Origin of the sequence: Parasphingorhabdus halotolerans (genome assembly GCF_012516475.1) — a bacterium.
Taxonomy (GTDB): Bacteria; Pseudomonadota; Alphaproteobacteria; order Sphingomonadales; family Sphingomonadaceae; genus Parasphingorhabdus; species Parasphingorhabdus halotolerans.
The window spans coordinates 1192980-1217921 of record NZ_CP051217.1; the positions used below are offsets into that span (position 1 = coordinate 1192980).

The 24942-nt window shown below is 55.0% G+C and carries 26 protein-coding genes; 14 read left to right on the top strand and 12 right to left on the bottom strand.

Annotation, left to right across the window (positions count from 1 at the left end; all coding sequences use genetic code 11):
* Positions 1-75: 75 nt before the first annotated feature.
* From HF685_RS05685 to hisB, 6 genes are all read right to left on the bottom strand, one after another.
* Entirely contained in the window at positions 76-459 is a 384-nt protein-coding gene (locus HF685_RS05685) for a PEP-CTERM sorting domain-containing protein (RefSeq protein WP_168818673.1), read from the bottom strand.
* 240 nt (positions 460-699) lie between these two features.
* Positions 700-1539 carry a PEP-CTERM sorting domain-containing protein gene (locus HF685_RS16620; protein WP_168821298.1) on the bottom strand — a complete coding sequence of 280 codons (840 nt, stop codon included), beginning with the start codon at positions 1537-1539 and terminating at the stop codon, positions 700-702.
* A 173-nt stretch (positions 1540-1712) separates the two neighbouring features.
* Positions 1713-2474: an imidazole glycerol phosphate synthase subunit HisF gene (gene hisF / locus HF685_RS05695; RefSeq protein WP_168818674.1), complete on the bottom strand. Its 762-nt coding sequence runs from the start codon at positions 2472-2474 to the stop codon at positions 1713-1715.
* Positions 2475-3200 (bottom strand): 1-(5-phosphoribosyl)-5-[(5-phosphoribosylamino)methylideneamino]imidazole-4-carboxamide isomerase, encoded by a 726-nt coding sequence (gene hisA, locus HF685_RS05700; protein WP_168818675.1) that lies wholly within the window; start codon positions 3198-3200, stop codon positions 2475-2477. It abuts the gene before it with no gap.
* 91 nt (positions 3201-3291) lie between these two features.
* Positions 3292-3912 (bottom strand): imidazole glycerol phosphate synthase subunit HisH, encoded by a 621-nt coding sequence (gene hisH, locus HF685_RS05705; RefSeq protein WP_246218775.1) that lies wholly within the window; start codon positions 3910-3912, stop codon positions 3292-3294.
* Positions 3905-4498 carry an imidazoleglycerol-phosphate dehydratase HisB gene (hisB, locus tag HF685_RS05710; RefSeq protein WP_168818677.1) on the bottom strand — a complete coding sequence of 198 codons (594 nt, stop codon included), beginning with the start codon at positions 4496-4498 and terminating at the stop codon, positions 3905-3907. Before hisB ends, hisH begins: the two co-directional genes overlap by 8 nt.
* 112 nt (positions 4499-4610) lie before the next feature.
* On the opposite strand from hisB, the gene HF685_RS05715 reads away from it, so the two are divergent.
* The 6 genes from HF685_RS05715 (at position 4611) to HF685_RS05740 (ending at position 10242) form a co-directional block, all read left to right on the top strand.
* On the top strand, positions 4611-5108 hold the full coding sequence (locus HF685_RS05715; protein WP_168818678.1) for an SspB family protein: 498 nt from the start codon (positions 4611-4613) through the stop codon (positions 5106-5108).
* A gap of 119 nt (positions 5109-5227) precedes the next feature.
* On the top strand, positions 5228-6622 hold the full coding sequence (gene fumC / locus HF685_RS05720) for a class II fumarate hydratase (protein WP_168818679.1): 1395 nt from the start codon (positions 5228-5230) through the stop codon (positions 6620-6622).
* 30 nt (positions 6623-6652) lie between these two features.
* Positions 6653-7567: a mechanosensitive ion channel family protein gene (locus HF685_RS05725; protein ID WP_168818680.1), complete on the top strand. Its 915-nt coding sequence runs from the start codon at positions 6653-6655 to the stop codon at positions 7565-7567.
* Positions 7568-7665: 98 nt separating this feature from the next.
* Positions 7666-8583 carry a mechanosensitive ion channel family protein gene (locus tag HF685_RS05730; RefSeq protein WP_168818681.1) on the top strand — a complete coding sequence of 306 codons (918 nt, stop codon included), beginning with the start codon at positions 7666-7668 and terminating at the stop codon, positions 8581-8583.
* Complete coding sequence (locus tag HF685_RS05735) at positions 8584-8850, top strand: hypothetical protein (RefSeq protein WP_168817416.1); 267 nt, start codon at positions 8584-8586, stop codon at positions 8848-8850.
* Positions 8851-8952: 102 nt separating this feature from the next.
* Complete coding sequence (locus HF685_RS05740; RefSeq protein WP_168818682.1) at positions 8953-10242, top strand: MFS transporter; 1290 nt, start codon at positions 8953-8955, stop codon at positions 10240-10242.
* Here the strand turns inward: HF685_RS05740 and HF685_RS05745 are convergent.
* The gene (locus HF685_RS05745; protein WP_168818683.1) at positions 10239-11357 is read right to left on the bottom strand and encodes an AI-2E family transporter; all 1119 of its coding nucleotides are present in this window, start codon (positions 11355-11357) and stop codon (positions 10239-10241) included. The two genes, HF685_RS05740 and HF685_RS05745, sit on opposite strands and share 4 nt — an antisense overlap.
* A 154-nt stretch (positions 11358-11511) precedes the next feature.
* Here HF685_RS05745 and gmk point away from each other — a divergent pair, with 154 nt between their 5' ends.
* Complete coding sequence (gene gmk, locus HF685_RS05750) at positions 11512-12168, top strand: guanylate kinase (RefSeq protein ID WP_168818684.1); 657 nt, start codon at positions 11512-11514, stop codon at positions 12166-12168.
* Between the two features lie 92 nt (positions 12169-12260).
* Here the strand turns inward: gmk and HF685_RS05755 are convergent, their stop codons facing one another.
* A complete protein-coding gene (locus HF685_RS05755; RefSeq protein WP_168818685.1) occupies positions 12261-12647 on the bottom strand; it encodes a hypothetical protein in 387 nt (128 codons plus the stop codon).
* A gap of 108 nt (positions 12648-12755) precedes the next feature.
* Positions 12756-13076, bottom strand: a complete 321-nt coding sequence (locus tag HF685_RS05760) for a tetratricopeptide repeat protein (protein ID WP_168818686.1) — start codon at positions 13074-13076, stop codon at positions 12756-12758.
* 403 nt (positions 13077-13479) lie between these two features.
* Between HF685_RS05760 and uvrA the strand changes: the two genes are divergently transcribed.
* Positions 13480-16536 carry an excinuclease ABC subunit UvrA gene (gene uvrA / locus HF685_RS05765; protein WP_168818687.1) on the top strand — a complete coding sequence of 1019 codons (3057 nt, stop codon included), beginning with the start codon at positions 13480-13482 and terminating at the stop codon, positions 16534-16536.
* An 8-nt stretch (positions 16537-16544) separates the two neighbouring features.
* On the opposite strand, the gene HF685_RS05770 is transcribed toward uvrA, so the two are convergent.
* Positions 16545-16919, bottom strand: coding sequence for a DUF4345 domain-containing protein (locus HF685_RS05770; RefSeq protein ID WP_168818688.1), 375 nt, complete (start codon positions 16917-16919; stop codon positions 16545-16547).
* Positions 16920-17023: 104 nt separating this feature from the next.
* Between HF685_RS05770 and HF685_RS05775 the strand changes: the two genes are divergently transcribed.
* The 4 genes from HF685_RS05775 (at position 17024) to HF685_RS05790 (ending at position 19931) form a co-directional block, all read left to right on the top strand.
* Positions 17024-17590 (top strand): S1/P1 nuclease, encoded by a 567-nt coding sequence (locus HF685_RS05775; protein WP_168818689.1) that lies wholly within the window; start codon positions 17024-17026, stop codon positions 17588-17590.
* Between the two features lie 190 nt (positions 17591-17780).
* Complete coding sequence (locus tag HF685_RS05780) at positions 17781-18170, top strand: DUF3592 domain-containing protein (RefSeq protein WP_168818690.1); 390 nt, start codon at positions 17781-17783, stop codon at positions 18168-18170.
* Between the two features lie 136 nt (positions 18171-18306).
* Positions 18307-19200, top strand: coding sequence for an adenylate/guanylate cyclase domain-containing protein (locus HF685_RS05785; protein WP_168818691.1), 894 nt, complete (start codon positions 18307-18309; stop codon positions 19198-19200).
* A gap of 284 nt (positions 19201-19484) precedes the next feature.
* Positions 19485-19931 carry a hypothetical protein gene (locus HF685_RS05790; protein WP_168818692.1) on the top strand — a complete coding sequence of 149 codons (447 nt, stop codon included), beginning with the start codon at positions 19485-19487 and terminating at the stop codon, positions 19929-19931.
* On the opposite strand, the gene HF685_RS05795 is transcribed toward HF685_RS05790, so the two are convergent.
* Together HF685_RS05795 and ubiA are read right to left on the bottom strand one after the other, a co-directional pair.
* Positions 19892-20908: an aldo/keto reductase gene (locus HF685_RS05795; RefSeq protein ID WP_168818693.1), complete on the bottom strand. Its 1017-nt coding sequence runs from the start codon at positions 20906-20908 to the stop codon at positions 19892-19894. The genes HF685_RS05790 and HF685_RS05795 overlap by 40 nt on opposite strands.
* A 92-nt stretch (positions 20909-21000) precedes the next feature.
* Positions 21001-21936, bottom strand: coding sequence for a 4-hydroxybenzoate octaprenyltransferase (gene ubiA / locus HF685_RS05800; RefSeq protein ID WP_246218776.1), 936 nt, complete (start codon positions 21934-21936; stop codon positions 21001-21003).
* Between the two features lie 113 nt (positions 21937-22049).
* On the opposite strand from ubiA, the gene HF685_RS05805 reads away from it, so the two are divergent.
* Both HF685_RS05805 and HF685_RS05810 read left to right on the top strand, forming a co-directional pair.
* A complete protein-coding gene (locus HF685_RS05805) occupies positions 22050-22820 on the top strand; it encodes a 16S rRNA (uracil(1498)-N(3))-methyltransferase (protein ID WP_168818694.1) in 771 nt (256 codons plus the stop codon).
* Between the two features lie 175 nt (positions 22821-22995).
* Positions 22996-24939, top strand: coding sequence for a proprotein convertase P-domain-containing protein (locus HF685_RS05810; protein ID WP_168818695.1), 1944 nt, complete (start codon positions 22996-22998; stop codon positions 24937-24939).
* Positions 24940-24942: the final 3 nt, after the last annotated feature.

Genomic DNA, 24942 nt, shown 5'->3' on the forward strand with positions numbered 1-24942 from the left:
GAGCCCCCAAAACGCGTTTGGCGGCCCGTTGTGCAAGGCGCTGATTGGCAATCGCCTCGCCGATTTTTCAATGGGTCAGGCTGTCTTGCGCCGACGCCGCGCCACCAGGCGGCCTGCAACCAGTCCGCCAACGCCGAGGCCGAGCATCATGAAGTTGGACGGTTCGGGAATCTGCGTTCCACCAGAAGATGAACCGCCCGATGACGAACCACCGGACGAAGTCGAGCCTCCGGTCGAACCGGAACTGCCGCTGGAACCTCCTGATGAACCCCAACCTGAGCTGCCCCAGCCTGAACTGCCCCAGCCTGAGCTACCCCAGCCTGAGCTACCCCAGCCAGATGAGCTTCCACCATTCCAGGTTCCGCGATTGTTAGAATACCATGCGGCTTCGGCTGGAGCGGCGAGCCCCATTGTCAATGCACCGATGCCAGCCAGTATTCCGGATTTTGCGATATTCATGGAATTGCTCCAAAAGTAAAAATTATCTCTATCGCTATAGTTAAGCAAACTTCTTGCCAAATCGCGGAAAGCTCCTGTTATTGCGGGATATAATGATTAACGATTATTGCGCTCATCGGAATGTGTAAACAATTCCGACGTTAACCAAAAAAATTCGGGGCAGGATTCTGGAAACCCTTACACCCCGAACTTCTCGCTTTATCGATGGTGTCGCCTGGCCAGAGGCCGGGGAATATAATCCTAGTCTTGCTGTTTGATCTTGCGGCGACGCCGGATCAGCCGTCCTGCAACCAGACCACCAGCACCCAGACCGAACAGCACCATTACGCCTGGTTCAGGAACCGGTGTACCACCTGTGGAGCCGGTTGAACCGCCCGATGATGTACCCGAGCTGGTTGAGCTGCTTGATGATGAGCTGCTGGAGCTGGATGAGGAACTGGAAGACCCGCCGAAGCTCGATGAACCGCCGGTCGATGTGGAAACGCCGCCGGTAGAGGTCGATACGCCGCCCGAAGAAGTGGATACTCCACCAGAAGACGTTGATACGCCGCCGGTAGAGGTAGAAATTCCGCCGCTTGAGGTAGAAGTAGAACCACCGGTAGAGGTTGATGCGCCGCCGCCGGTTGAGGTGGAGGTAGATCCGCCACTGGTGGAAAAACCGCCGGTCGATGTGGAGGTTGAGCCGCCAGAGGTACCGCCGCCAGAGCTGGATGTCGTGCCGCCGCTGGTCGTGCCGCCGCCTGTTGAAGTGGAGGTTGAGCCGCCGCTGGTCGATGAACCGCCTGATGATGTCGAGGTTGAGCCGCCGGAAGTGGAAGAGGTTACACCGCTCGACCCGCTGCTACCGCCGTAGCTGGATGATCCACCATAGCTTGACGAACCGCCATAGCTGGAAGAACCACCGGAGCCACCTTTACCACCGCGACCACCGCCTTTTTTGGCGCCACCCTGCTTGCCGCCTTGTGCCTGGTAATCATTGGTCTGCGTCGGATAAATAGCATGAGCCGGCACGGATGCGAACGCCAGTACTGATGCTGTAGCTATTAGAGCGATACGATTCATTTTCATCTCTTCCCCCATCGGGTTGTTATTTCTCAAACTATCTCCGTTTGAAACTGCTGATCGACGTTGGCCGACTCGACGCAAATGCTTCACCTAGAAATGGTTTCAGAAGTGTTAATGCGATTTTGGGGTTAATTATGTGTAAAAAGAGATAGTTAATTTAGTGTTATTTCAAACTGTCTCAATTTGGATCAACTGCGGGCTGGAAGGTTAGCGGCACGCAAAGCGGCATGGGCCTGAGCTATGCTATATTCCCCGAAGTGGAAAATCGAGGCCGCCAGCACGGCATTGGCACCGCCTTTTGTAACGCCTTCCACCAGATGATCCAGATTACCTACACCGCCACTGGCCACAACGGGAATTGTCACACTGTCTGATATGGCGCGCATCAAAGCGAGGTCATAGCCATCGCGGGTACCGTCGCGGTCCATCGAGGTAACCAGCAACTCTCCTGCCCCGAGCCTGACCATTTTATGAGCGTGTTCTAGCGCATCAATACCGGTTGGCGTGCGGCCGCCGTGGGTGAATATCTCCCAACGACCCGGCTCTACTAAACGCGCGTCGATGGATGCAACCATGCACTGGCTACCAAACCGGCTGGCTATATCACTCACAACCTCTGGGCGCGAGACCGCCGCGCTGTTCACCGCCACCTTGTCCGCGCCCGCCATAAGCAGCGCGCGCGCATCGTCCGCTGTGCGCACCCCGCCGCCCACCGTTACCGGCATGAAACAAACTTCGGCGGTGCGGCGCACAACTTCTATTATCGTGTCTCTATTTTCATGGGATGCGCCGATGTCGAGGAAGCACAGTTCATCGGCTCCAGCGGCATCATAGGCCTTGGCCTGTTCTACCGGATCGCCAGCATCCACCAGATCAACAAAATTCACGCCTTTGACCACGCGTCCATTGGAAACATCGAGGCAGGGAATGACGCGGATACGGACGGTCATCTATCGATTTGCCATCGCAATAGCGGTCGCCAAATCCAGCCGCCCCTCAAAAAGCGCGCGCCCGGTGATGACGCCTTCAATACCGTCTTTGGCGAACTGGCCCAATATGTGAATATCATCCAGCCCTTTAACACCGCCGCTCGCGATGACAGGGATGTCCACGCTGCGGGCGAGATCGACGGTTGCTTCTATATTGCATCCGGTCAGCATCCCGTCGCGACCAACATCGGTGAACAGGATGGATGCCACGCCCGCGTCTTCAAAGCGCCGTGCCAAATCTCTCACACTAACATCGGACACATCGGCCCAGCCTTCGGTCGCGACCATGCCGTCGCGGGCATCAACGGCGACAACAATGCCGCCTTCAAATTCTTTCGCCATGTCTTTGACAAATTCGGGGTCTTTGAGCGCCGCAGTGCCGATCACCAGCCGCGCTACGCCGAGTTCAAACCAGCGCGTCACTGTTTCACGGTTCCTGATCCCACCGCCCAGTTGGACATGACCGGGGAAACTCGCGATAATCGCTTCCACCGCTTCTGCGTTTTTGGGCGAGCCCGCAAAGGCGCCATCAAGATCCACCACATGAATATGTTCCGCGCCGGCCTCGGCAAATAACAAGGCCTGCGCCGCCGGGTTATCGCCATAAACGGTCGCGCGATCCATATCGCCCTCGGCCAGCCGGACGACTTCGCCGGATTTAAGGTCGATAGCTGGGAATACGATCATAGCGTTGATCCGTTCTTCCTGAGCTTGTCGAAGGACTGTTTAATGCGCACACAATGCTTCGACAGGCTCAGCACGAACGGCCTATTGTTAATCATGGTTTCCACTCCAGAAAGCGCTTGAGAAACGCCAGACCATAGGCCTGGCTTTTCTCGGGATGAAATTGCACGCCGACAATATTATCGAGGCCGACAGCAGAAACCAGGGGCATTCCGTGAGTCGTAGTTGCCAGTACTTCTGAACTATCAGCCGCTCGAAAATGATAACCATGGAGATAATAGGCTTCACCGGGTTCAATCAGCGGATGATCGGTTTGCGGTGTGACATCATTCCAGCCCATATGCGGGATTTTGATATCGGCCGAGGAAGCCTCCATCTTCTCCACAATTCCCGATATCCAGCCCAGCCCTTTGTGCTCGCCAAACTCAATGCCGTTGTCAGCCAGCAACTGCATGCCGACGCAAATCCCGAGAAACGGCGCGCCTTGTTTGAGAACCCGCTGCTCCAACGCTGCAATCATGCCGTCAATCCCGGCCAGCGCATCGCGGCACGCCCCAAAAGCGCCCACACCCGGCAAGACAATGCGGTCAGTCTTGGCCACCACCTCGGGATCAGCTGTGACCTCAACGCCATGCGCCCCTGCCGCTTGCAAGGCATTGTGAACGCTATGAAGATTGCCGGCGCCAAAATCGATCAGCGCGATAGTCTCAGCCACCAAGCTGGCCCTTTGTCGAAGGAATAGCATCGCCCTTGCGTGGATCGCGCTCTACCGCTTGTCGCATCGCACGGGCGAAGCCTTTGAATATGCTTTCGGCAATATGATGGTTATTCTCGCCGTAAAGCAGCTCGATATGCAGGGTTATTCCGGCGGCGTCCGCGACGCTGTGAAACCAGTGTTTGAAAAGCTCAGTGTCCATCTCGCCAAGACGTTCCTGCGTGAAGCCAGCCTTCCAGACCATCCATGGCCGTCCGGAAATATCCAGCGCCACCCGGCTCAGCGTTTCGTCCATGGGCGAGTACGCATTGCCATATCGGGTGATTCCCGCCTTGTCACCAAGGGCCTGCAAAATCGCCTGCCCTACCGCGATAGCGCTATCTTCGGTCGTGTGATGCTGGTCCACGTGCAGATCGCCCTTGATCCGCAATTTCAAGTCAATCAGCGAATGACGCGAAAATTGTTCGATCATATGGTCGAGAAATCCAATGCCGGTGGACACGTCATATTGTCCTGTTCCGTCCAGATTCAACGCGACGAAAATTTCGGTTTCCTTGGTGTTTCGCTCTATTGTCGCCGTTCTCATGGTGCTTGCCTATAATGGCTAGAAGTTTTCAGGCAAGAATTTCGCGGTGGCTCGGCGCAAAAAAGCATGAAACGCTCTTGACCAACCCCGCACATGCCGCCACCAAGTGCATATGACTGATAGCGCGCCCGACAGCCTGATTCCTTATGATGAGATTGTGCAGGAGGCCCTGCGCGCCGTTGTTGGCCGGGTCATCGGCGAGGTCGAGAAAGACGGGCTCCCCGGAGAGCATCATTTTTATATCACGTTCAAAACCCGCGCACCGGGTGTTGAAATACCCGATCATCTGATCGCCAAATTTCCCGATGAAATGACGATTGTCATCCAGAATCGCTATTGGGATCTGAGAGTAAATGGCGATCGCTTTGAGGTAGGGCTGAGCTTCAACCAGATTAGTTCGATGCTGCATATCCCGTTTGCCGCGATCACATCCTTTGTCGATCCCGCCGTCGATTTCGCGCTCCAATTTCATGTTGAGGAAGTGGAAGACGACATGGATGGGCATGAGCCTGCAGAAAATGATGCCGATGCTGATTCCAGTGCCAGCGAAATAGAAATTGTCGACGATGGCTCCAATGTTGTTACCGTGGATTTCGGCAAGAAGAAGTAGATATACACCGCTGTTAATCCTTAAATCGTTTGGGGATTCCGTGACTCAATCCATTTATCCCGCAAGATGCGGAAACAAGTTCAGCATGACGAACGGCTTTTTGCTGCTATTGTATAGATATGACCAAAACCCGCACAGAAGCAGATTCGCTTGGCAATATCGAAGTGCCTGCCGAGGCCTATTGGGGGGCGCAAACCCAGCGAAGCATCGATAATTTTCCCTTCCCCCGCCAAGAACGGATGCCAATCCGGTTGATCCATGCGCTGGCGACGGTGAAACAGGCAGCAGCAAGGGTGAACGGCATCCACGGTCTTGAGGCCGAAATTTCCGCCGCGATAGAAAAAGCCTCAAAAGCAGTGCGTTCTGGGGAATATGACAACCAGTTTCCGCTCACCATCTGGCAAACAGGCTCCGGCACCCAGACCAATATGAACGTGAACGAGGTGATTGCCGGGATCGCCAACGAGTCCATTTACGGAACGCGCGGCGGCAAATATCCGGTGCATCCCAACGACCACGTCAATCGTGGACAATCCTCCAACGACAGTTTTCCGACCGCAATGCATGTCGCGTCGGCCCTGGCGCTGGAGGTCGAACTATTTCCTGCACTCGAGCAGCTCCATGATGCGCTGGCTGAAAAGGCCCAAGCCTGGAAATCTATTGTGAAAATCGGACGAACGCATTTGCAGGATGCCACGCCGCTGACACTCGGGCAGGAATTCTCCGGCTATACAGCACAACTTGTAGCCAATCGGGATCGTATTGAAGCGGTGTTACCGCGCCTGCATCAGCTGGCCCAAGGCGGCACCGCCGTCGGTACCGGTCTCAATGCACCGGAAAATTTTGGCGAGCATATTGCCCGGGAAATCTCGAAAATAACCGGGCTTAAGTTCACTTCCGCACCCAATAAATTTGCCGAACTGGCTGCCCATGACACAATGGTTGAACTCTCCGGCGCGCTCAGCACGCTGGCTGTATCGCTCACCAAAATTGCCAATGATATCCGCCTGCTCGGCTCCGGTCCGCGCTCTGGTCTTGGCGAACTGTCGCTGCCCGCGAATGAACCGGGTAGCTCGATCATGCCCGGCAAGGTCAATCCCACGCAGTGCGAGATGCTGACGATGGTCGCGGCCCAGATGATCGGCAACCACCAGGCGGTGACCGTTGGCGGTTTGCAGGGCCATCTGGAGCTCAACGTCTTCAAACCATTAATCGGTGCCAATGTGTTGCGGTCGATCGAAATTGCATCCATCGGTATGTCCAGTTTCGCGACACGGTGCGTTGACGGGCTGGAACCGAATGAGCAGCGTATCGGGCATCTGGTTGATAACTCGCTTATGCTGATAACCGCCCTCGCCCCGATCATCGGTTATGACAAATCTTCGAAAATCGCCAAACATGCACATGACAAGGGCATAACGCTAAAGGCCGCCGCACTCGAACTGGGGCTTGTTGATGAAGCGACGTATAACAAATATGTGCGACCCGAAGCGATGACCGGCCCGAGAACATGACCAAAGAGTCCAGTAATAGCGAGTGACGACATGAACAGCCAGCTCGATAAAACCATAGACAAGTCGTTCGACACCGCCAGCGTGCTGACCCGTCAGTTGTGGAAAATCTGGGAAAGTCTGGTCGAAATGGTTCCTGGGATGATCATCGCGTTGATGGTCCTTCTGGTCACATGGCTCATCGCCAGCTCTGCGACACGGATAGCGGACTGGATCACCAAAAAACAGGAATTGAGACCATCACTCCGCGCGCTGATCGATACTCTGATACGGATCGGAATCTGGATTTTTGGATTATTGGTGGCGCTGACCATCCTGTTACCGGGGCTAACCCCAACGGGACTGGTAACCGGTTTGGGCCTGGGTACGGTTGCCATCGGCTTCGCTTTTCAGGATTTCTTCGAAAATTTCCTCGCCGGTATCTTCATCATGGCCCGCAAGAAAATGCGGATCGGCGATTATATCAAGGCGGGCGATATTGAGGGCACAGTCGAAATGATCCGCCTCCGTGACACCCATATCCGTAAATTGTCACGCGAACTGCTAATTGTCCCAAACACTCATATGTTTAAAAATACGCTTGAAATCCTGACCGACGAGACGACACGACGGCATGAGATCGTGACCGGTGTTGCGTATGACACCGACCTGGAGAAGGCCCGGGTGGTTATAAAAGAAGCAGTCAAAGGCGCGGACGGCGTGGACAAAAGCCGCCCCGTCGATGTTCTGGCCACAGAATTTAACAATAGTTCAATCGATTTTACCGTTCGCTGGTGGTCCGGCAGCGGCGTACCCGATATGCTCGACAGTCGCGATTCAGTCGTGCGGAGAATCAAGCAATCCCTGAACGATGCCAATATCGAGATTCCGTTTCCTTATGTCACCGTTACGTTCAAGGACGGGGTACCGCTGGTTGACAAGAGAGATTTGGATCAGCAGGTCGAATAAGCCGGACAAGTCGACCGGGCAAATTCTCGCCCGCTTCGCAACCAAAAAGTCGCTGATGAGTTAGGCGGTAGATATATTCGGGTAAAACGGGAGCAACAATGTCAAATAGCGGTGCAGGAGCTGAAGTAACAGAAAAACTAGCGGACAAGACAAGGGGGTCGGTAGAAATCCTGACAGGACAACTGGCCGATATGTGGGAAGCGCTGGTATCGATGGTCCCCGGCATGCTGATTGCCTTGATCGTCCTGATCCTCACGTGGATTATTTCCAAATTCGCCATCAAAATTACCGACCAGATAACCAAATCGGCCAGCATGCGCCCATCATTGCGCGAATTGATCGAAACTCTGGTGCGCATTGCTATCTGGGTCATCGGCCTGATGATTGCGCTGACTATCCTTATGCCAGGTCTCACACCTGCCAGTCTTATTGCCGGTCTGGGCTTTGGCGCGGTTGCGATCGGCTTTGCCTTTCAGGATATTTTCGAAAATTTCATGGCGGGCATATTGATCATGCTGCGCGAGAAAATGCGGATTGGTGATTATATTGAATGCGAAGGAACCGAAGGCGTAGTCGAACATATTGCGTTGCGCGAAACCCATATTCGCAAACCCAATAAAGAGCTGACTATCGTTCCAAATTCGATCCTGTTCAAAAACCCGGTCAAAATTCTGACCGATGTTGAAAAGCGCAGACATGACGTGGTGTGCGGCGTTTCCTATGACACCGATCTGGAGGAGGCGCGCGAAGTGATTTTAAATGCGGTTAAATCGGCAGACGGGGTAGATGTTGCAGAAGGCATTGATGTGTTCGCCTGCGAATTTAATTCCAGCTCGGTCGATTTTAATATCCGCTGGTGGTCTGGCTCGAAACCGCGCGCCATGCACGAAAGCCGGGATACGGTTATTCGATCCGTCAAGCGCGCTCTGGATGATGCCGGCATTGAAATTCCATTCCCTTATGTTACCCATACGTTCAAGGAACCTGTTCCGATTGCTGAAAAAGAGGAAAGCTGAATGACTTTGCTAAGAAACCTCGCCACCGCCGTTGTCGGCAACGCAGCGCGCAAGCGCGGCAAAGGCAACGGAATAATGGGTTTTGGTCTGGGCGTGATCGCAACTCGCATTGCAACGCGGTCCCTTCCCGGTGCGATGCTAGTCGGCGGCGCGATGATTGCCAAGGCGCTCTATGACCGCTCCAGGGACGAGGAAGAGCTTCCCGCATCAGATCAGGTGATTGATGTGGAACCCACGCCGGCAAAGAAAAAAGCGAAAGCGCCGTGATCGCAGACAAATTGCTGCCGACTAACAATTGCAATATTGATTGCCACTGACATTGCTGTAAGCTTCTAGCAGATCGCCAAAACGGCGACGCAGGAGAGTATTTTGGAAGCTGTAACATCCGCGCCAGTATCCCCACGAAAATTCTATGGCTGGAACAATGCCGCGCTGATTTTCTTCATCCAGTTCGCTGCATCCGGATTCGTGTTTTTCGCCTATTCGGTAATTTTCCCGGAAATGGTCTCAACTATGAACTGGAACCGGGGAGACGCATCGATTGCGCATAGTCTCGGTTTCGTGATGCTTGGGCTCAGCTACCCTGTGACGGCTTGGTTGATTGGTAAAAGAGGGGTGCGGTTTACATTCACGCTCGGCCTTTCGGTTATGCTTGTCGGCTTGCTCATGGTGACTTTTCTGGTCAGCGAAGTCTGGCATTGGACGATGGTCTGGGGTCTGGTGATGGGTGTATCATTTGGTCTGACCGGGCCAATTTGCGGACATACACTGATCATCAACTGGTTCAACATCCGGCGCGCCACGGTGCTTGGCATAATAGTGACCGGCAGCGCTGTCGGCGGATTTGTTGCACAACCACTCATAGCCCGCGTTATGGCTCATTTTGGCAGCTGGCAGTCCGGATGGATGACCAGCATGATCGCGCTGGTCGGCGCGCTGGTCATTGCACAGTTTCTGATCAACAAACCGGAAGACATCGCCCAACATCCTGACGGAATCGATCCCCGTAGTCAGCAAGGGTTGGACAGCAGAAATGCCAAGCCGCGCACTTATCGCAGCGCTCAGGACTGGACGCTTCGTCAGGTCTTCAAAACACGATCGATTTTTCTGATGATGCTGATCGCAGTAACCTATCTGGCTGTTGGGACATTTCTGCTGACCCACGGCGCACTGCATCTCTCCGACATCGGTATTTCTTCGCTCGATACCGCAACGCTGGTCGGCATTTTCATCTTCGGTAGCGGAGCAGGGCGGATTCCGGCGGGTATGCTCGGTGACCGGATCGAGTTGCGCTGGTTGATTGCCGCGATCATGGGCATGATGCTTATCGGCTTTGTAACATTTGGGGCATCGACAAGCTTTCCGATGCTGGCGATTTCCGGCTTTATCACCGGCTGCTGCTATGGCGGAAAATTTGCACTCGCTCCGGCTATGATCAGCAATTACTTTGGCGAAAAAAGCTTTCCGATGATCAACTCGGTCTACGCTCCGTTGTTGCTCCCCTTTGTCGCTATGGCACCGGCAGGCGCCGGATATTTATTTGAAGCCTATGGCAATTATGATCTGGCATTTCTGATCGGGTCAGTGCTGATTGGGCTATCGACATTAGCGGCCGCGGCGCTCAAGCCGCCAGTCTTCAAACCGGATCCTGCTGGCTAAACATTCCCGTCAGCAGAGAGCAGCGCGGCAATTGGGCGAGTGGTCTCGCGCCGGGCCAGCACGATCATCAATATAGTGGTGAAAGGCACAGCCAGTATCGCGCCGGGAATACCCCATAGAGACGCCCATATCGCCAGGGATATCAGCACCACCATCGGGCTCAGATTAACCGACTTGCTAAGCATACGCGGTTCCACAACATTACCAATGATCATTTGCGCTGCGGTCAGCAGGCCGGTTGCGATCAGAGGCGTAGTCAGCGTTCCGAATTGGGCGACGGCGAAAAGCGCCGGGAAGGCAACGCCAACAATTGAGCCGATATAGGGGATATAATTTAGCAGACCGATGATGATCGCCCACAGCACCGCATATTCCACACCCATGATCACCAAAATGATCCAGCAGACCACGCCGAGCATGATATTGATCAATGTTTTGGTTGCCAGATAACTGCCGATATCATGGTTGATTCGCGTGAACATATTCAGCGTGTCAGTCGATGCCATATCATTGCCAAACGCCCGGCGAACTTTTTCGGGGAAGCCGGTAATTTCACTGAGCATAAACGAAGCATAAAGGATCGTGATAAACACAAAGCCGCCGAAAGAAGTGATCGATGACAAAGCCGTTTGCGCGATCGAGGCAATATCAATCTCGGTGAAGAAACTATTGGCAAATTCGCTGACCGCTTTGCCAACGGCTTCACTGCCGCGGTCGAAGATTTCTGAAGGCGAAGCCATAAGTTCAGCGGCCCGTATTTTTGGTTCGGTTGCCGTGGCTGAAACCGGAAACCAGCTTGCGAACAGGTTTTCCAGATTGCGCTGATAGAGCGGTAAAGAGGGTACCAGATTTTGCAGGCTGGCGACGAGCATGCGGGTCATGGCAAAAAGCACCATCAAAAAGCCAATCAGCGCCAATGTCGCGCGCAGCCAGATCGGCGTTCGGCCCAGTCCCGGTAAACGGGCCACAGCCGCGCTGGCAGCATATAATATCTGAAGCAGAATCACTGCCGTTACAATCGGGAGGATGATATCCTTTCCGACATAGAACAGCCAGCCGATCATGATAGTCAGGCCGACTGAAAAAAATATCGTGCTGACGCGGGTCGTGACCATCGGACCGGATTATTCCCTTTCACAGCAGGATTGCTATGCTGCGTTCCTGATAATGACAAACCGCGCCAGTGTCATCAGTTGGTTTAGGCCATAAAGACAAGGTGGTAGTGACAAGCATCTTGACGCACTGCGCCGTTCTCGGCCAATAGCCGCTATGGCCGACGATATTTCTTCACATAGCAACGACAAACTGAGCCGCCGCGGGCTTTTATTTGTTCTTTCCTCTCCATCCGGCGCTGGCAAATCGACGCTGGCCCGTATGTTGCTGGGGGCCGATGATGAAATCGCGATGTCCGTGTCTGTCACCACCCGCGCCCAGCGTCCTGGCGAGGAACACGGCAAGGATTATTATTTCGTCACTGGTGATGAATTTGAGGAAATGGTCGCTGACCATGCATTTCTCGAATATGCAACCGTATTTGGCCACCGCTACGCCACCCCGGCCGCGCCGGTCCAGAAGAGCCTGGAACACGGCCAGGATGTTTTGTTCGATATCGATTGGCAGGGCACCCAGCAACTCTATCAACGCGCCGGGCAAGATGTCGTGCGGGTTTTCATCCTGCCACCAACTCTGGCAGAGCTAAGAGACCGGCTGGAAAGCCGCGCCACCGATAGCAATGAAATCATCGACAGCCGCATGCAGCGGGCTACCAGCGAGATCAGCCACTGGGATGGCTATGACTATGTGCTGATCAACGATGATCTCGACGCCTGCTTCGCCAAGGTAAAACAGATTCTCTCGACCGAACGCTTGCGCCGGGCGCGGCAGACCGGGCTGATTGGTTTTGTCAGGGATTTGGTGGCGGAGTGACGCGGGGCTCAGTCCGCTTGCGTGGCTTCCTGCCTTTTGTAATAGCCGTCGAAACTGGTGGTCCAGGTCTTGCCGCCGTCCGATGAATTCTGTCAGTGCTGGCGAACCCGGCCGTCGGATAGCGGTGTCCAGGTCACCAAATTGATGGTATTGGTCGCCTTGACCGCCGGCAGTTCGGCATCGGTGGGCACCATTTCGCCTTTTTCGCTAAGCCCGCCTTCGAGATAGACCGCGCCGCCGCCATTGCCCATCCAGCTCTGGTGCCATTTGCCGGTTTGCTGGTCATTGAAATTGATGCTCCGTCCGGAAAACGCGTTATTCGTATAATCCTCGAGCACCACACAGCCATCCTGGGCGGTGGTGATATGGTTGACAGCCGTGGGTGCACTGGCGCCCGCCACGGTGACATCCCAGCTACCCAGCCAGAAATCAAACGCGCGATAATCATCGATTGCGCACGGCGTGGTCGCCTTGAGCACCGCAGCATAGCGCGGATCGCCGGCAATCGGGGCAAATTGCGCTGTTCCCTTGATGACCCGGCCAATCTGCGAACCGGCCTTGGCAATCTCTTCCAGCTGGGTCAGCGCTTAGCCGGAATCGCCCGTTTCCAACGCAATCAGCGCGAGGCGATAGCGCAGGCGGGAGGCCGGCTGAAATCCGTTTTCGAGCGCCTTCAGATAGGATTGGCGGGCGGCCTTGGCATTGCCGCCGCGATGCTGCGCCTGCCCCAGGCTGGCCCGGTTGGCGGCATTATCGGGATCGGATTTGAGGAGTTTTCGAAAGGCCGTGACCGCACCTTCCCAGTTTTCATCCGCCATCAACTGATCCGCTGCGACCTGTTCCGGAGAGGGTGCCGGGGCTGCTGCCTGTGCCAATAGCGGCGATGCAAAGGGGGATGGCGTCACCATGGCAGCGACTGCCGCTCCCTATAGGGGCAGGAAGCGGAGAAGAGCCCCGCCGGATCTGGAGCATGCCCATGCGGTAGGCAATTGATCCCGCGAAGCCCGTTTACGCGTACCCAAAGTCATGACACCATCCCCCATTTGTTCAGCCGTCGCACGCCCGAAGGTTGCCGTTTCTGGAGCGCAAAGTGGCTGGATAGGACCATAGCAAGATTTTTTGCAAGCCTCGAGGGTTTTCGACAAACGGCGGACGGGTTTCGATATAGCTGCAACGTCTGGCCAATCCATGACGCGACTAGGCAGCGAAATCTCTTTCTTGCATCGCGAACAAAAACAGAACATACTATTCACCGAACCCTGTCCCAATGACCCGCTGGACTCTCTCCGGCATCTTCGGCAAAGCACGCGCATGAGTTTGACCCACATTAAAGTTAAGGGCGCCCGGGAGCATAATCTCAAAGGCGTTGATATTGATCTGCCACGCGACAAGTTGATCGTGATTACCGGCCTGTCCGGCAGCGGGAAATCATCGCTCGCGTTCGACACTATCTACGCCGAGGGGCAGCGGCGTTATGTGGAATCGCTCTCCGCCTACGCACGGCAGTTTCTGGAGATGATGCAGAAGCCCGATGTCGAGCATATCGAGGGTCTGTCCCCCGCCATCTCCATCGAGCAGAAAACCACCAGCCGCAATCCGCGTTCAACGGTCGCGACGGTGACCGAGATTTACGATTATATGCGGCTGCTGTGGGCGCGGGCCGGGGTGCCTTATTCGCCCGCAACCGGGCTGCCGATTACCGCGCAGACCGTATCGCAGATGGTCGACCGGGTGATGTTGCTGCCGGAAAAAACGCGCTTCTATCTGCTCGCCCCGGTCGTGCGCGGGCGCAAGGGCGAGTATCGCAAGGAACTGCTCGAATGGCAGAAAGCCGGTTTCACCCGGGTCCGAGTCGATGGCGAATTTTACGATATTGAAGAGACGCCCAAGCTCGACAAGAAGGTCAAGCATGACATTGAAGTCGTGGTTGACCGCCTGGTAGTGCGCGAAGGGCTGGAAACGCGGCTAGCGGATAGCTTTGAAACCGCGCTCAGGCTGGCTGATGGGCTGGCGTTTGTGGATCTGGCTGAGGGGACGGTTGCCGAGGCTTTGGCGGATAAGGGCGGAGTTAATGAAGCAAGCGCCTTGTTCAAACCAGAGCCTGGCGACAATCGTACTTCGACAGGCTCAGCACGAACGGACATTAAAGATGGTATCGCGTTAAAAAAATCCGCTCGTCCCGAGCTTGTCGAAGGACCTGATATACCGCAGTTGGGCGGGAAAATGAAAGGCACCGGCCTGCCGGACAACCGCATCGTGTTCAGCGAACGGTTCGCCTGTCCGGTTAGCGGCTTCACTATCGAGGAAATCGCGCCGCGCCTGTTCTCGTTTAACGCGCCGCAGGGCGCTTGTCCCTCGTGTGACGGTCTGGGCGAAAAGCTGCATTTCGACACGCAACTCATTGTCCCCAACCCGGCGCTGAGCATCAAGAAGGGCGCTGTGGTGCCGTGGGCAAAATCCAATCCGCCTTCGCCTTATTATATGCAGGTGCTCGGCAGCATCGCGAAACATTTCGAGTTTTCGCTGGATACGCCGTGGAATGAATTGAGCGAACATCATCGCGATATCGTTCTGAACGGCACGCAGGGCCTGCCGGTCACTTTGCGCTTTCAGGACGGGCGCAAATCCTATGAAGTGAAGAAGCCGTTTGAAGGCGTCGTCGGCAATCTCAATCGCCGCATGCTGCAGACCGAAAGCGCCTGGATGCAGGAAGAGCTGGCCAAATTTCAGGCGGCGGCCCCGTGCGAGACCTGTCACGGCGCGCGGTTGAAACCGGAAGCGCTGGCGGTGAAGATTGCGGGCGAAGACATTTCCATCTCCACCCGCCGCAGCGTTGGCGATGCGCTGGCATTTTTTCAAGCGTTGGGCGCGAAACTGGACAAGACGCAGAGCCAGATTGCCGAGCCGATCCTCAAGGAGATTATCGAGCGGCTGGGGTTCCTCAATAATGTCGGGCTGGACTATCTCAATCTCGACCGGACCAGCGGGACATTGTCGGGCGGCGAGAGCCAGCGGATCAGGCTCGCCTCGCAAATCGGATCGGGATTGTCCGGCGTGCTTTATGTGCTCGATGAACCCAGCATTGGCCTGCACCAGCGGGATAACGACCGGCTGCTGACGACGCTCAAACGGCTGCGTGATCTCGGCAATACCGTGATTGTCGTCGAGCATGATGAAGATGCGATCCGCACTGCGGATTGGGTGGTGGATATGGGGCCGGGCGCCGGTGTGCACGGCGGCGAGGTGGTGGCGGAAGGCTCGCTCAAGCAGATCCTCAAGTCCAAGAAATCACTGACCGCCGCCTATCTCAATGGCACGCGTGAAATTGAAATTCCGGCCAAGCGCCGCAAGGGCAATGGCAAGAAAATCACTGTCCACGGCGCGCAGGCGAATAACCTGCAGAATATCACAGCTTCTATCCCATTAGGTACATTTACGTGCATTACCGGCCTATCTGGTTCAGGAAAATCGTCGCTCACCATCGACACGCTCTACGCAGCAGCGGCGCGGACGCTCAATGGCGCGCGGATTATCGCGGGCAAGCACGACAAGATTACCGGTCTGGAATATTGCGACAAGGTGATTGATATCGACCAGTCGCCGATTGGCCGCACGCCCCGCTCCAACCCGGCGACCTACACCGGGGCTTTCACCAATATTCGCGACTGGTTCGCCGGCCTGCCGGAATCGGGCGCGCGCGGGTACAAACCGGGGCGTTTCAGCTTCAATGTCAAGGGTGGCCGCTGCGAAGTGTGTCGCGGCGACGGGCTGATCAAGATCGAGATGCACTTCCTCCCCGATGTCTATGTCACCTGCGAGGAATGCGGCGGCAAGCGCTATAACCGCGAAACGCTGGAAGTGAAGTTCAAGGGCAAATCGATCGCCGATATCCTCGACATGACGGTCGAGGATGCGGTGAGCTTCTTCAAGGCGGTGCCGCCAATCCGCGACAAAATGGCGATGCTTTACGAGGTCGGTCTGGGCTATGTGAAGGTCGGCCAGCAGGCGACCACGCTCTCGGGCGGCGAGGCACAACGGGTCAAACTGGCCAAGGAGCTATCCAAACGATCAACTGGGCAGACGCTCTACATCTTGGACGAGCCCACCACCGGCCTGCATTTCGAGGACGTTCGCAAGCTGCTGCAAGTGCTGCAGCGGCTGGTGGAACAGGGCAATAGCGTGATCGTGATCGAGCATAATCTCGATGTCATCAAGACCGCCGACCATATCCTCGACCTCGGCCCCGAAGGCGGCGTACGCGGCGGCGAAATTGTCGCGCAAGGCACACCGGAGGAGGTCGCCAAGGTCAAGGGCAGCTATACCGGCGGCTATCTCAAGGAGATGCTGGCCAAGCAGAAGGCGAGGTAAAGGGCAAACTAGCCCTTCACCACCCGCGCTTGCCACAAAATCATCACCGCCGGAACGATCAGCTCGATCGCCAGCCCGCTCACTTGCCAGCTCGCTGGCTCACCCAAACTTGCCCAGGAAACCATTCTGCCGACAGCGCCGAGTACCCAGCCTAGCAGTGCAAAACGCAGCAGTATCGCCCGGCCTTTAACATCGCCCGCAGAATAGAGGATCATCGCCCCGACCGCGATGTAAACGCCTGCGAGATAGCGATATTGATTGTCCAGCGCCGCTGCAGCATCTGCGCCGCCATTATGTTCCGCCGCACCGAAAATAATCCCGGTCACACCCAGAAATATCGGCACCAGCCCGATTAAAATGGTGACAATGCGAAATGCGTTCATGCGTGTTCTCCCCCTGTTTGCGATAGCGTTTTGCACGCCCGCTGGCCGGTGTCAAACGCCGTCCGGCATGGACAGGCCGCGACCTGCGTGATAGCTCCCGGCCTATGAAAATATTCTCCCTGGTCGCCGCTGCGACGCTCGCGATTCTTCCGCAATCCGCCCTCGCCTGGGGCACCAATGGCCACCGCGTCACCGGCAAGATTGCGGACTCTCATATCGCCGAGAAAACCCGCGCAGCGATCACTGGCATACTGAGCGTGAAGTCCATTGCCGAGGCATCGACCTGGCCCGACTTCATGCGCTCGGACCCCAGCGGTTTCTGGCGCGATGAGACGCCGCCCTGGCATTATGTCACCGTGCCGCCGGGAGAAACCTATGCGACGGCAAAAAAGCCCACCGACAATGAAGGCAAGCCCGTCGGCGATGCGGTCACCGAAGAGGAACGGCAGCAATGGACCGACATAAACCCGCAGACATGGATCGCGGAGAACATAGTCATGCGCGACCGCATCTATCCGTTTGACCCCGACAACCCGCCCAACCCCGAATATCCGGCGATCCCCAACCTGTCCTATGATTATATCTACAAGCATACCGCAGACATGAACCTGCGGCTGAAACAGGGCGGCGTCCGCCTCGCGGCCTATCTGGATCATCTGTTTGCGGAATAGGGGCAAAGGCCCCTCGCCCTATCAGGGAGAGGGTTGCGACGACTTGGCAGCTTGCTGCCTGGTCAAAGCTGGGTGAGGGTGAACGATCTCAAATGCAGAACACCCTCTTCCAGCTACGACTAGCGAACAAGTTCGCAAGTCTGCACATCCTTCTCCCTCAAGGGAGAAGGCACAAAGCGAAATCTGACCCATGATCGAAACCATCATCCTCTGGTTAAGCCTGGCCCTGGTGGCGGCGGGACTGTTGCTGGCTTTGCGGGCGGATGCGCCGTTTATCCGGGGGCCCGTGCGCCGCGTGCAGGCGAAGATTGTCCGCCACCATCTGCTGCGGGATGACGGCGCCACGATGTACAGCCCGGTGTTCCGCTTCCCCGACGAACGCGGCCAGCCGATCGAGGTCCGCGACCGGCTCTACACGCCCTTCCCCACGCCGGTGATCGGCGAAAGCGTCGAAGTCGTCCACCCCTCCGGCCACCCCGAAAAAGCCCGCATCCCCTACCCCGTCTTCCGCGGTCTGATGTACGCAACGCTGGGCTATGCGTTTGCAGTGCTGGTGATGGAGATTACGGGGTGGTGGTGAGGTTAGTAAAAAGTGTTTTGCCTTTTACTCTAACAATATCTCTCTCGACGCGAATTTGTCGCTCAACGCTTTGCCCCGTTTACAAAAATAAAATTACGTTCTAATCTGCCTAGTCTTAGGGGTATTGAGATACTAAATGTCAGATACAAAAAAAAGCAAACACTTAGACGACATATTGACTAGGAAACACGGAGCAGTCGATGCTCAAATCGTATTCATAGATATCGTTGATTATTCTAAACGAAAATCAACGATACAGAAAAAAATTATCGAACAACTACAAATCGATATTTCTGAGTGCCTCAATCGTGTGGGCCAAAGTAATATTGAATATATCCAAAACAATAACCTCAATTTCTCCACTGACGTAATCCGAATTCCGACAGGTGACGGTGCAGCTATATGTTTTACATTTTCCGGATTGCAAATGGTCGGACTGAACTTCGCAACCAACTTATTGAAAAATATCTATGAAAATATCGAAAGCAATCCGTGCGAAAAATTTGAAGACGCAGGATGGTGCAATTGCCATACTCACTATAATTTGAGAATCGGAATTAATGAAGGGAAATGCATTTTATATAATGATATAAATGGCTTAGTAAATGTCGCTGGCGGATGTATAAACGATGCTGCCAGAATTATGAGCTATGCAGATCCCAAACAAATTTTGGTAACAGATCAGGCTTTCAACAACCTAATCGACATGACTACTGATAATCAACTTGAAGAGAAATTTCGTGATATTGGATCTATCACGGTGAAGCACAAAAGAAAAATACCTGTTTCTCAGTATATCGGAGAAAACGAAGATTACATAGCAAGTAACATTCCAATCGATATTCAACTATCTTCTCAGAACGATAAAATGATGGAAATGGTAAAATTCCCATTCACAACGGGAACCGATATTGAAAAGGAAGAACTGTTAGGCCTCATGACTAACATGTCCGGTATAATGGAGCAGTTATTGGGGCCGGGATTAGGGCCAATTATTGAATCGAGCTCAACCAATAACAAATCGAAATAGTTTCAACCTTTCCTACACCGCACCAAATAGGTTAACCTAACTCCTTTCAACCAACCATAGCTGCCTCTCCGCAGCTATGGGCAACAAAAGGAATGGGTTATAGGTTTTCAGGATGATTTTGCGCGATCCTTCAACAAACTCAGGATGAACGGTGCGAGGATGAGCGGGTCCTTCGAAAGGCTTAGGATGAGCGGTTGGAGGAGAAAACTAGCCATGCTGAACCTGGTTGCCTGCGGCGGTCTGACGGCTCAGGATATCCATCGGTTCGGGTATAATCTCCGGGGATGCTGAAACAAGTTCAGCATGACGCATGCCGCGAGGTTCAGCATGGTGATGGTTCTAAGGATCATGTTCAGCGTGACGCATTCGGGGAAATGCCGGATAACGATGATCTGGAAACCACCGTTCGTCCTGAGCCTGTCGAAGGACGGGTTTCCGAAGGCCCATGTCCGCCTGACAATGGCACTTCAACAGGCCCAGTGCGAGCGGGCTTCTCAGATGCGAACCAGGTCAAAACCGCTCATCTGCTCGGCTACCACGCGGCACCCCGTGCTGCGTGGCACCTGCGTGTTGCAGAAGGATCGCCCTCACGACCTTCCCCTTCTTCCCCTTCCCCAACCCCACGCCATGATGGCTGGACGCTGGAGAGACGCGTGCCGTTCCTCAAGGCGCTGGTTTTGCGCGGGGCGGTTCAGCCCATCGGGTACATGATTTCACGGCTGATCTTGTAGATGCGCTTCATGGTGTCGTCGCTCAACACAACGTCGGCCGCGGCGAATATGTCCGCGAGCTGGTCGCTGTGGGTCGCGCCGACAATGGTCGAGGCGACGAAATCATGCTGCTTCGACCAGGCGGTGGCGAGCGTGACCGGAGCCATATCGAGCTCTTTGGCGATGGCCATGAAGCGCTTGGTGGATTCCTCCGATTTCGGGTTTACAAAGCGCTCGGCCATTTTCCTCTGCCGCCCGCCGAGCTTGAGATACGCCGAAAAACGCGCGCCTTCGGGCGTTGCGCCGTCGTTATATTTGCCCGACAGCGCACCGCCGCCGAGCGGGGAGTATGGGATCAGGCTGACCCCCTCTTGGCGGCAAACCTGCGCCAGTTCGTCCTCAAACCGGCGGTTGTTCATGCTGAAATTATTCTGGATGGTGCAATAGCGGGCGACGCCCAGCCGCTCGGAGGCTTCGAGCGATTTCATCAGGCCCCAGCTGGTCTCGTTGGAGCAGCCGATGGCACGGATTTTGCCGGCGCGGATCTGCTCGTCGAGCACTTCCATCGTCTCGTCATAGGCGATGCCGTGGTCCGGCCAGTGGGTCTGGTAGAGGTCGATATAGTCGGTCTGCAGGCGCTTGAGGCTGGCATCGAGCGCGCGGACGATATTGTGGCGGTCCATCGCGGTCATGCCCGCGCGCTGGGCAGATTTGATCCAGCCGTGGCTCGGGCCGGAAACTTTGGTAGCGATAATCAGGCTATCGCGGTCCTTGTCCTTCATCCAGCGGCCGACGATCTTCTCGGTCTCCCCCGCCCATTCCGGCTTGGGTGGAACGGGGTAATTCTCGGCGGTGTCAAAGAAGTTGATCCCGGCATCGACCGACATATCCATGATCTTGCGCGACATCTCCTCATCCGCCCCGCTACCGAAGGTCATGGTGCCCATGCAGATATCCGACACGTAAATAGGGCTGCGTCCAAGGCGGCGTTGTTTCATGGGGTTGCTCCGGAAAAGGAAAGGGATTTAATTGCGTGGTTAAAGATGCCAGATTCTGCCACTGTTTCAAGCGTTAATTGGCGGCGGGACCATTATCCCGCCTCGCCCAGCACCAGGCAGGCGAGAAACATGAGGAACCCGGCGAAGCGATTGGACCGGAACTTGTCGAGCGCATCTGCCCCATCATCGCTGCGCAGGGAGCCAATTTGCCATAGCAAATGCATTGCCATTGGAATGAGCGCCGCCAGCGCGAGCCATTGCGGACGGATCATCCAGAATGCCACGGCCCAGCCAAGGAGAGCCAACATATAGAAAACCAAGACACCGAAACGGATATTGTCGCCGAGACGCAGGGCGCTGGAACGGATGCCAACCAGCGCATCATCCTCGCGGTCCTGCAGCGCATAAATGGTGTCGTAACCGATAACCCAGAAGATTGAGCCCAGATAGAGAAGTAACATCGCCATCGAAAACGTCGGAGAAATGGCGAGCCAGCCAACCAGCGCACCCCAGCTAAACACCATGCCGAGCCACGCCTGCGGCCACCAAGTAATGCGTTTCATGAACGGATATGCGGCTACGAGCACAATGCTGCCGAGCGCCACCAGCTTCGCTATGAGATTGAGTTGAAGCCAGACGACAAGTCCTATTAGGCACAATATCCCCAGCCATGTCCATGCCGCTTTCAGCGAGACCGCGCCGCTCGCCAGAGGACGGGAGCGGGTGCGCTCCACCTGCTTGTCGAGATTGCGATCGACAATGTCATTATATACGCAACCAGCGCCACGCATGGCAATGGAACCAAGCAACAACCACAACAGCATATCCCAGTGCTGTATTGCACCACCCGCCAACGCCACGCTCCACGCACAAGGCCAGAACAGCAGCCACCAGCCGATGGGACGATCAAGGCGGGCAAGCAAAGCATAGGGTCGGGCTACCGACGGAAGCAGACCGATCAGGCCCTTATGCTCGCTATCAGGCGTGTGCTTCACTTCGCTGGTCATTTCAAACCCATATACCGGCATATATTTTTCGTCATGCTGAATTTATTTCAGCATCGCGGCGGAAAGCGCTACGATCCCGTTGGCATCCCGAAACACTTTCAGGATGACGAGATTTTGCAACCGGATTGATCATAATGCCCGCCACTCCTGCTTATCCCCCACGCAGCGCGCCGCGCCTTTATGTTGACGTCGAACTATCAGAAAACGCCGAAATTCGCCTCGACGGCAGCCACGCCCATTATCTGCTGAAGGTCATGCGCATACAGCAAGGCGAGCCAGTGAAATTGTTCGACAATCGAACGGGTGAATATCTGGCACATGTTACCTCTGTGGGAAAACGCGATCTCATTTTGCGCGTCGATGGCAAGACCCGGGAGCGCGAAAATGTCCCTGATCTCTGGCTGCTCGCTGCGCCGATTAAAAAGGATCGTTTTAACTGGATCGCTGAAAAAGCAACGGAATTGGGCATTGCAAAGCTTATCCCGGTGCAAACGGCGCGGACCCAGAATAGCCAGATTAAACCTGACAAACTGCGGGCACATATGATCGAAGCGGCGGAACAATGTGAACGGACGGCGCTTCCCGTCTTCGAGCCGCTAGCGAAACTTGAGGCGGTAGTTGGGAACTGGCCTGAGGATCGTCATCTGTTTTTCGCTGATGAGCGCTTGCATGAAACCGGCGAAAGCAGCTTCCGCAAAGCGCTGGTTGCGCATGAAGGGCCTGCTGCCATTCTTATTGGTCCGGAAGGTGGATTTTCGGATGAGGAAGGTGACATCATCCGCGCCCTGCCCCAAGCTGTGCCAATATCGCTTGGTCCCCGCATCTTGCGGGCGGATACTGCGGCAGTAGCGGCGATCAGCTTATGGATGGCAGGACGCGGTGACTGGAACGGCCCCAAAAGCTAGGACAAACCTAAATTTCAACAAGCGTAAATATCAGATTTCACGGCGTAAAATCTTAAATACGTGCGTGGATTCCGGAAAAATTTACCAAAAATTTAGCCTATTTACCTAGTGCACAATCATGTTTTCGGGGACTTCTCAATATAAGGCTGACAGTGCAGTTCATTTCGCATGGACCATGCGCATAGTTTTGTGCGTGTTCATTGCTATAGCGTTCGGGACAATTTCTGCGCCGGCTCAGGCACAAACGGTAAACCAATATTCGAATGTTCCCGCTTCTCCTGTCGCTATTCCGGACAATGCCTGCCCAGCGACGGTCAGTCGAACGTTTACGGTAGGCACCAGCTTCACAGTCGCAGATGTGGATATTGGTGTCCTGATGGATCACACTTGGCGCCGGGATTTGCGGATTACGCTTTCATCGCCGCTGGGCACAACCGTCACTCTGATGGATTTTGTCGGCGGTAGCGCCGATAACCTGAATGTGCGATTCAACGATGAGGGTCCGGACGGGACAATTGCCGGCCACACATCCGATGATGTTCTCACCCCTTTTTACAGTAGTAACAGAACGCCTGCCGCAGCGCTTTCCGCTTTTGACGGACAAAACGCGCTGGGGACCTGGACGCTGCGCATTTGTGACCAGCAAGGTGCCGATATTGGTTCTTTCCGGCGCGGCGATCTCTATATTACCGAGTTGCCCTCAAACTATGCCGATTTGTCGCTTTCGAAAACTGTAAACAATGCCACGCCTGCCAACGGATCAGCCATCCAATATGTCGTCTCGCTCAATAATGCGGCCTCATCACCCCAAACTGCTACGAGCGTTGTGGTGAGAGACCTTTTACCGGCTGGGGCAACTTATATGAGCCATACCGTCTCGGCTGGCGGCGGAACATATACCGTAGGCACTGGAAACTGGGTCGTTCCGTCGATTGCACCAAACCAAACAAGAACGCTCACGATTAACGCGACAGTTAATGCGACATCTGGTGCAACCGTAACCAATATCGCTGAAATTACAGCCTCATCGCATCCCGATATCGACTCGACCGTAAATAACGGCATCACAAGCGAAGACGATTATGCATCCCGCAGCTTCACGGTATCCGGCACGCGCGTCGCTGGCACACCCCCCAATTTCAATGCAGTTTGTCCGCCCTCCAACCAAATCGTGTTCGACTGGAATGGCAAGAGTTGGCTCGTTGGTTCACTGAACAACAGCTATTCCATCACTGGGTTGGGATCAGTAAACTACGCTGTTTCCACCGACGTTGCGTTCGTCACAGGCAGCCCTACGCTAAACACCACGAACACCGGTGGGTTCGGGACTACTCAGGAATCGTTATTCCTCAATATGAACAACAATAACCAGTCCGATGCATCAACCACGGTCGTAACGCTTCCAACCGCAGTGCCCGGGTTGCAGTTTCATCTTTTCGATGTCGATTTCGGGGCCGGGACTAATGGCTGGGCCGACAAGGTTACCGTTACCGGAAGTTATAATGGCGCAACGGTAACTCCCATTTTGACCAACAATATTGCCAACTATGTAGTCGGAAATACCGTTATCGGCGATGGCAGCTCCAGCGGCGACCAGGTCAACGGCAACGTCGTTGTGACGTTTATGTCGCCCGTCGACACGGTTACCTTCGTCTACGGCAATCATACAACTGCGCCAACTAACCCTGGCAACCAGTTTATGAACATTTATGATTTTCGATATTGTCAGCCTCAAACCACGCTGAGTGTCACCAAGATCAGTAGCGTCGACAGTGATCCGGTCAACGGTGCGACCAATCCAAAAGCCATTCCCGGTGCGACCGTGCGCTACTGCATTTTGATGAGCAACTCGGGCAGCGCGACCGCAACGTCCATTACAGCGACTGACAACATCCCGAGCGATGTAACATTCACTCCGGGTTCTATGCGCAGCGGAACCGGTTGCGGGTCTGCGACCGCGGTCGAGGATGACAATGCAACCGATGATTTGGCAGGCCCGGCCAATGATGAAGCGGATCCCTTTGGTGCTTCTATCAGTGGGACAACACTAACCGCCACGGCCGCTTCGCTAGGACCAGCAGCGTCTTTTGCGCTGACATTCCAGGCCGTTGTCAATTAGGAT

Excerpts from the sequence above, each read along its gene's own strand:
- HF685_RS05685 (WP_168818673.1), bottom strand. The coding sequence starts at position 459 with ATGAATATCGCAAAATCCGGAATACTGGCTGGCATCGGTGCATTGACA.
- HF685_RS16620 (WP_168821298.1), bottom strand. The coding sequence starts at position 1,539 with ATGGGGGAAGAGATGAAAATGAATCGTATCGCTCTAATAGCTACAGCA.
- hisF (WP_168818674.1), bottom strand. The coding sequence starts at position 2,474 with ATGACCGTCCGTATCCGCGTCATTCCCTGCCTCGATGTTTCCAATGGA.
- hisA (WP_168818675.1), bottom strand. The coding sequence starts at position 3,200 with ATGATCGTATTCCCAGCTATCGACCTTAAATCCGGCGAAGTCGTCCGG.
- hisB (WP_168818677.1), bottom strand. The coding sequence starts at position 4,498 with ATGAGAACGGCGACAATAGAGCGAAACACCAAGGAAACCGAAATTTTC.
- HF685_RS05715 (WP_168818678.1), top strand. The coding sequence starts at position 4,611 with ATGACTGATAGCGCGCCCGACAGCCTGATTCCTTATGATGAGATTGTG.
- fumC (WP_168818679.1), top strand. The coding sequence starts at position 5,228 with ATGACCAAAACCCGCACAGAAGCAGATTCGCTTGGCAATATCGAAGTG.
- HF685_RS05725 (WP_168818680.1), top strand. The coding sequence starts at position 6,653 with ATGAACAGCCAGCTCGATAAAACCATAGACAAGTCGTTCGACACCGCC.
- HF685_RS05730 (WP_168818681.1), top strand. The coding sequence starts at position 7,666 with ATGTCAAATAGCGGTGCAGGAGCTGAAGTAACAGAAAAACTAGCGGAC.
- HF685_RS05735 (WP_168817416.1), top strand. The coding sequence starts at position 8,584 with ATGACTTTGCTAAGAAACCTCGCCACCGCCGTTGTCGGCAACGCAGCG.
- HF685_RS05745 (WP_168818683.1), bottom strand. The coding sequence starts at position 11,357 with ATGGTCACGACCCGCGTCAGCACGATATTTTTTTCAGTCGGCCTGACT.
- gmk (WP_168818684.1), top strand. The coding sequence starts at position 11,512 with ATGGCCGACGATATTTCTTCACATAGCAACGACAAACTGAGCCGCCGC.
- HF685_RS05760 (WP_168818686.1), bottom strand. The coding sequence starts at position 13,076 with ATGGTGACGCCATCCCCCTTTGCATCGCCGCTATTGGCACAGGCAGCA.
- uvrA (WP_168818687.1), top strand. The coding sequence starts at position 13,480 with ATGAGTTTGACCCACATTAAAGTTAAGGGCGCCCGGGAGCATAATCTC.
- HF685_RS05770 (WP_168818688.1), bottom strand. The coding sequence starts at position 16,919 with ATGAACGCATTTCGCATTGTCACCATTTTAATCGGGCTGGTGCCGATA.
- HF685_RS05775 (WP_168818689.1), top strand. The coding sequence starts at position 17,024 with ATGAAAATATTCTCCCTGGTCGCCGCTGCGACGCTCGCGATTCTTCCG.
- HF685_RS05780 (WP_168818690.1), top strand. The coding sequence starts at position 17,781 with ATGATCGAAACCATCATCCTCTGGTTAAGCCTGGCCCTGGTGGCGGCG.
- HF685_RS05785 (WP_168818691.1), top strand. The coding sequence starts at position 18,307 with ATGTCAGATACAAAAAAAAGCAAACACTTAGACGACATATTGACTAGG.
- HF685_RS05790 (WP_168818692.1), top strand. The coding sequence starts at position 19,485 with ATGCTGAAACAAGTTCAGCATGACGCATGCCGCGAGGTTCAGCATGGT.
- HF685_RS05795 (WP_168818693.1), bottom strand. The coding sequence starts at position 20,908 with ATGAAACAACGCCGCCTTGGACGCAGCCCTATTTACGTGTCGGATATC.
- ubiA (WP_246218776.1), bottom strand. The coding sequence starts at position 21,936 with ATGCCGGTATATGGGTTTGAAATGACCAGCGAAGTGAAGCACACGCCT.
- HF685_RS05805 (WP_168818694.1), top strand. The coding sequence starts at position 22,050 with ATGCCCGCCACTCCTGCTTATCCCCCACGCAGCGCGCCGCGCCTTTAT.
- HF685_RS05810 (WP_168818695.1), top strand. The coding sequence starts at position 22,996 with ATGCGCATAGTTTTGTGCGTGTTCATTGCTATAGCGTTCGGGACAATT.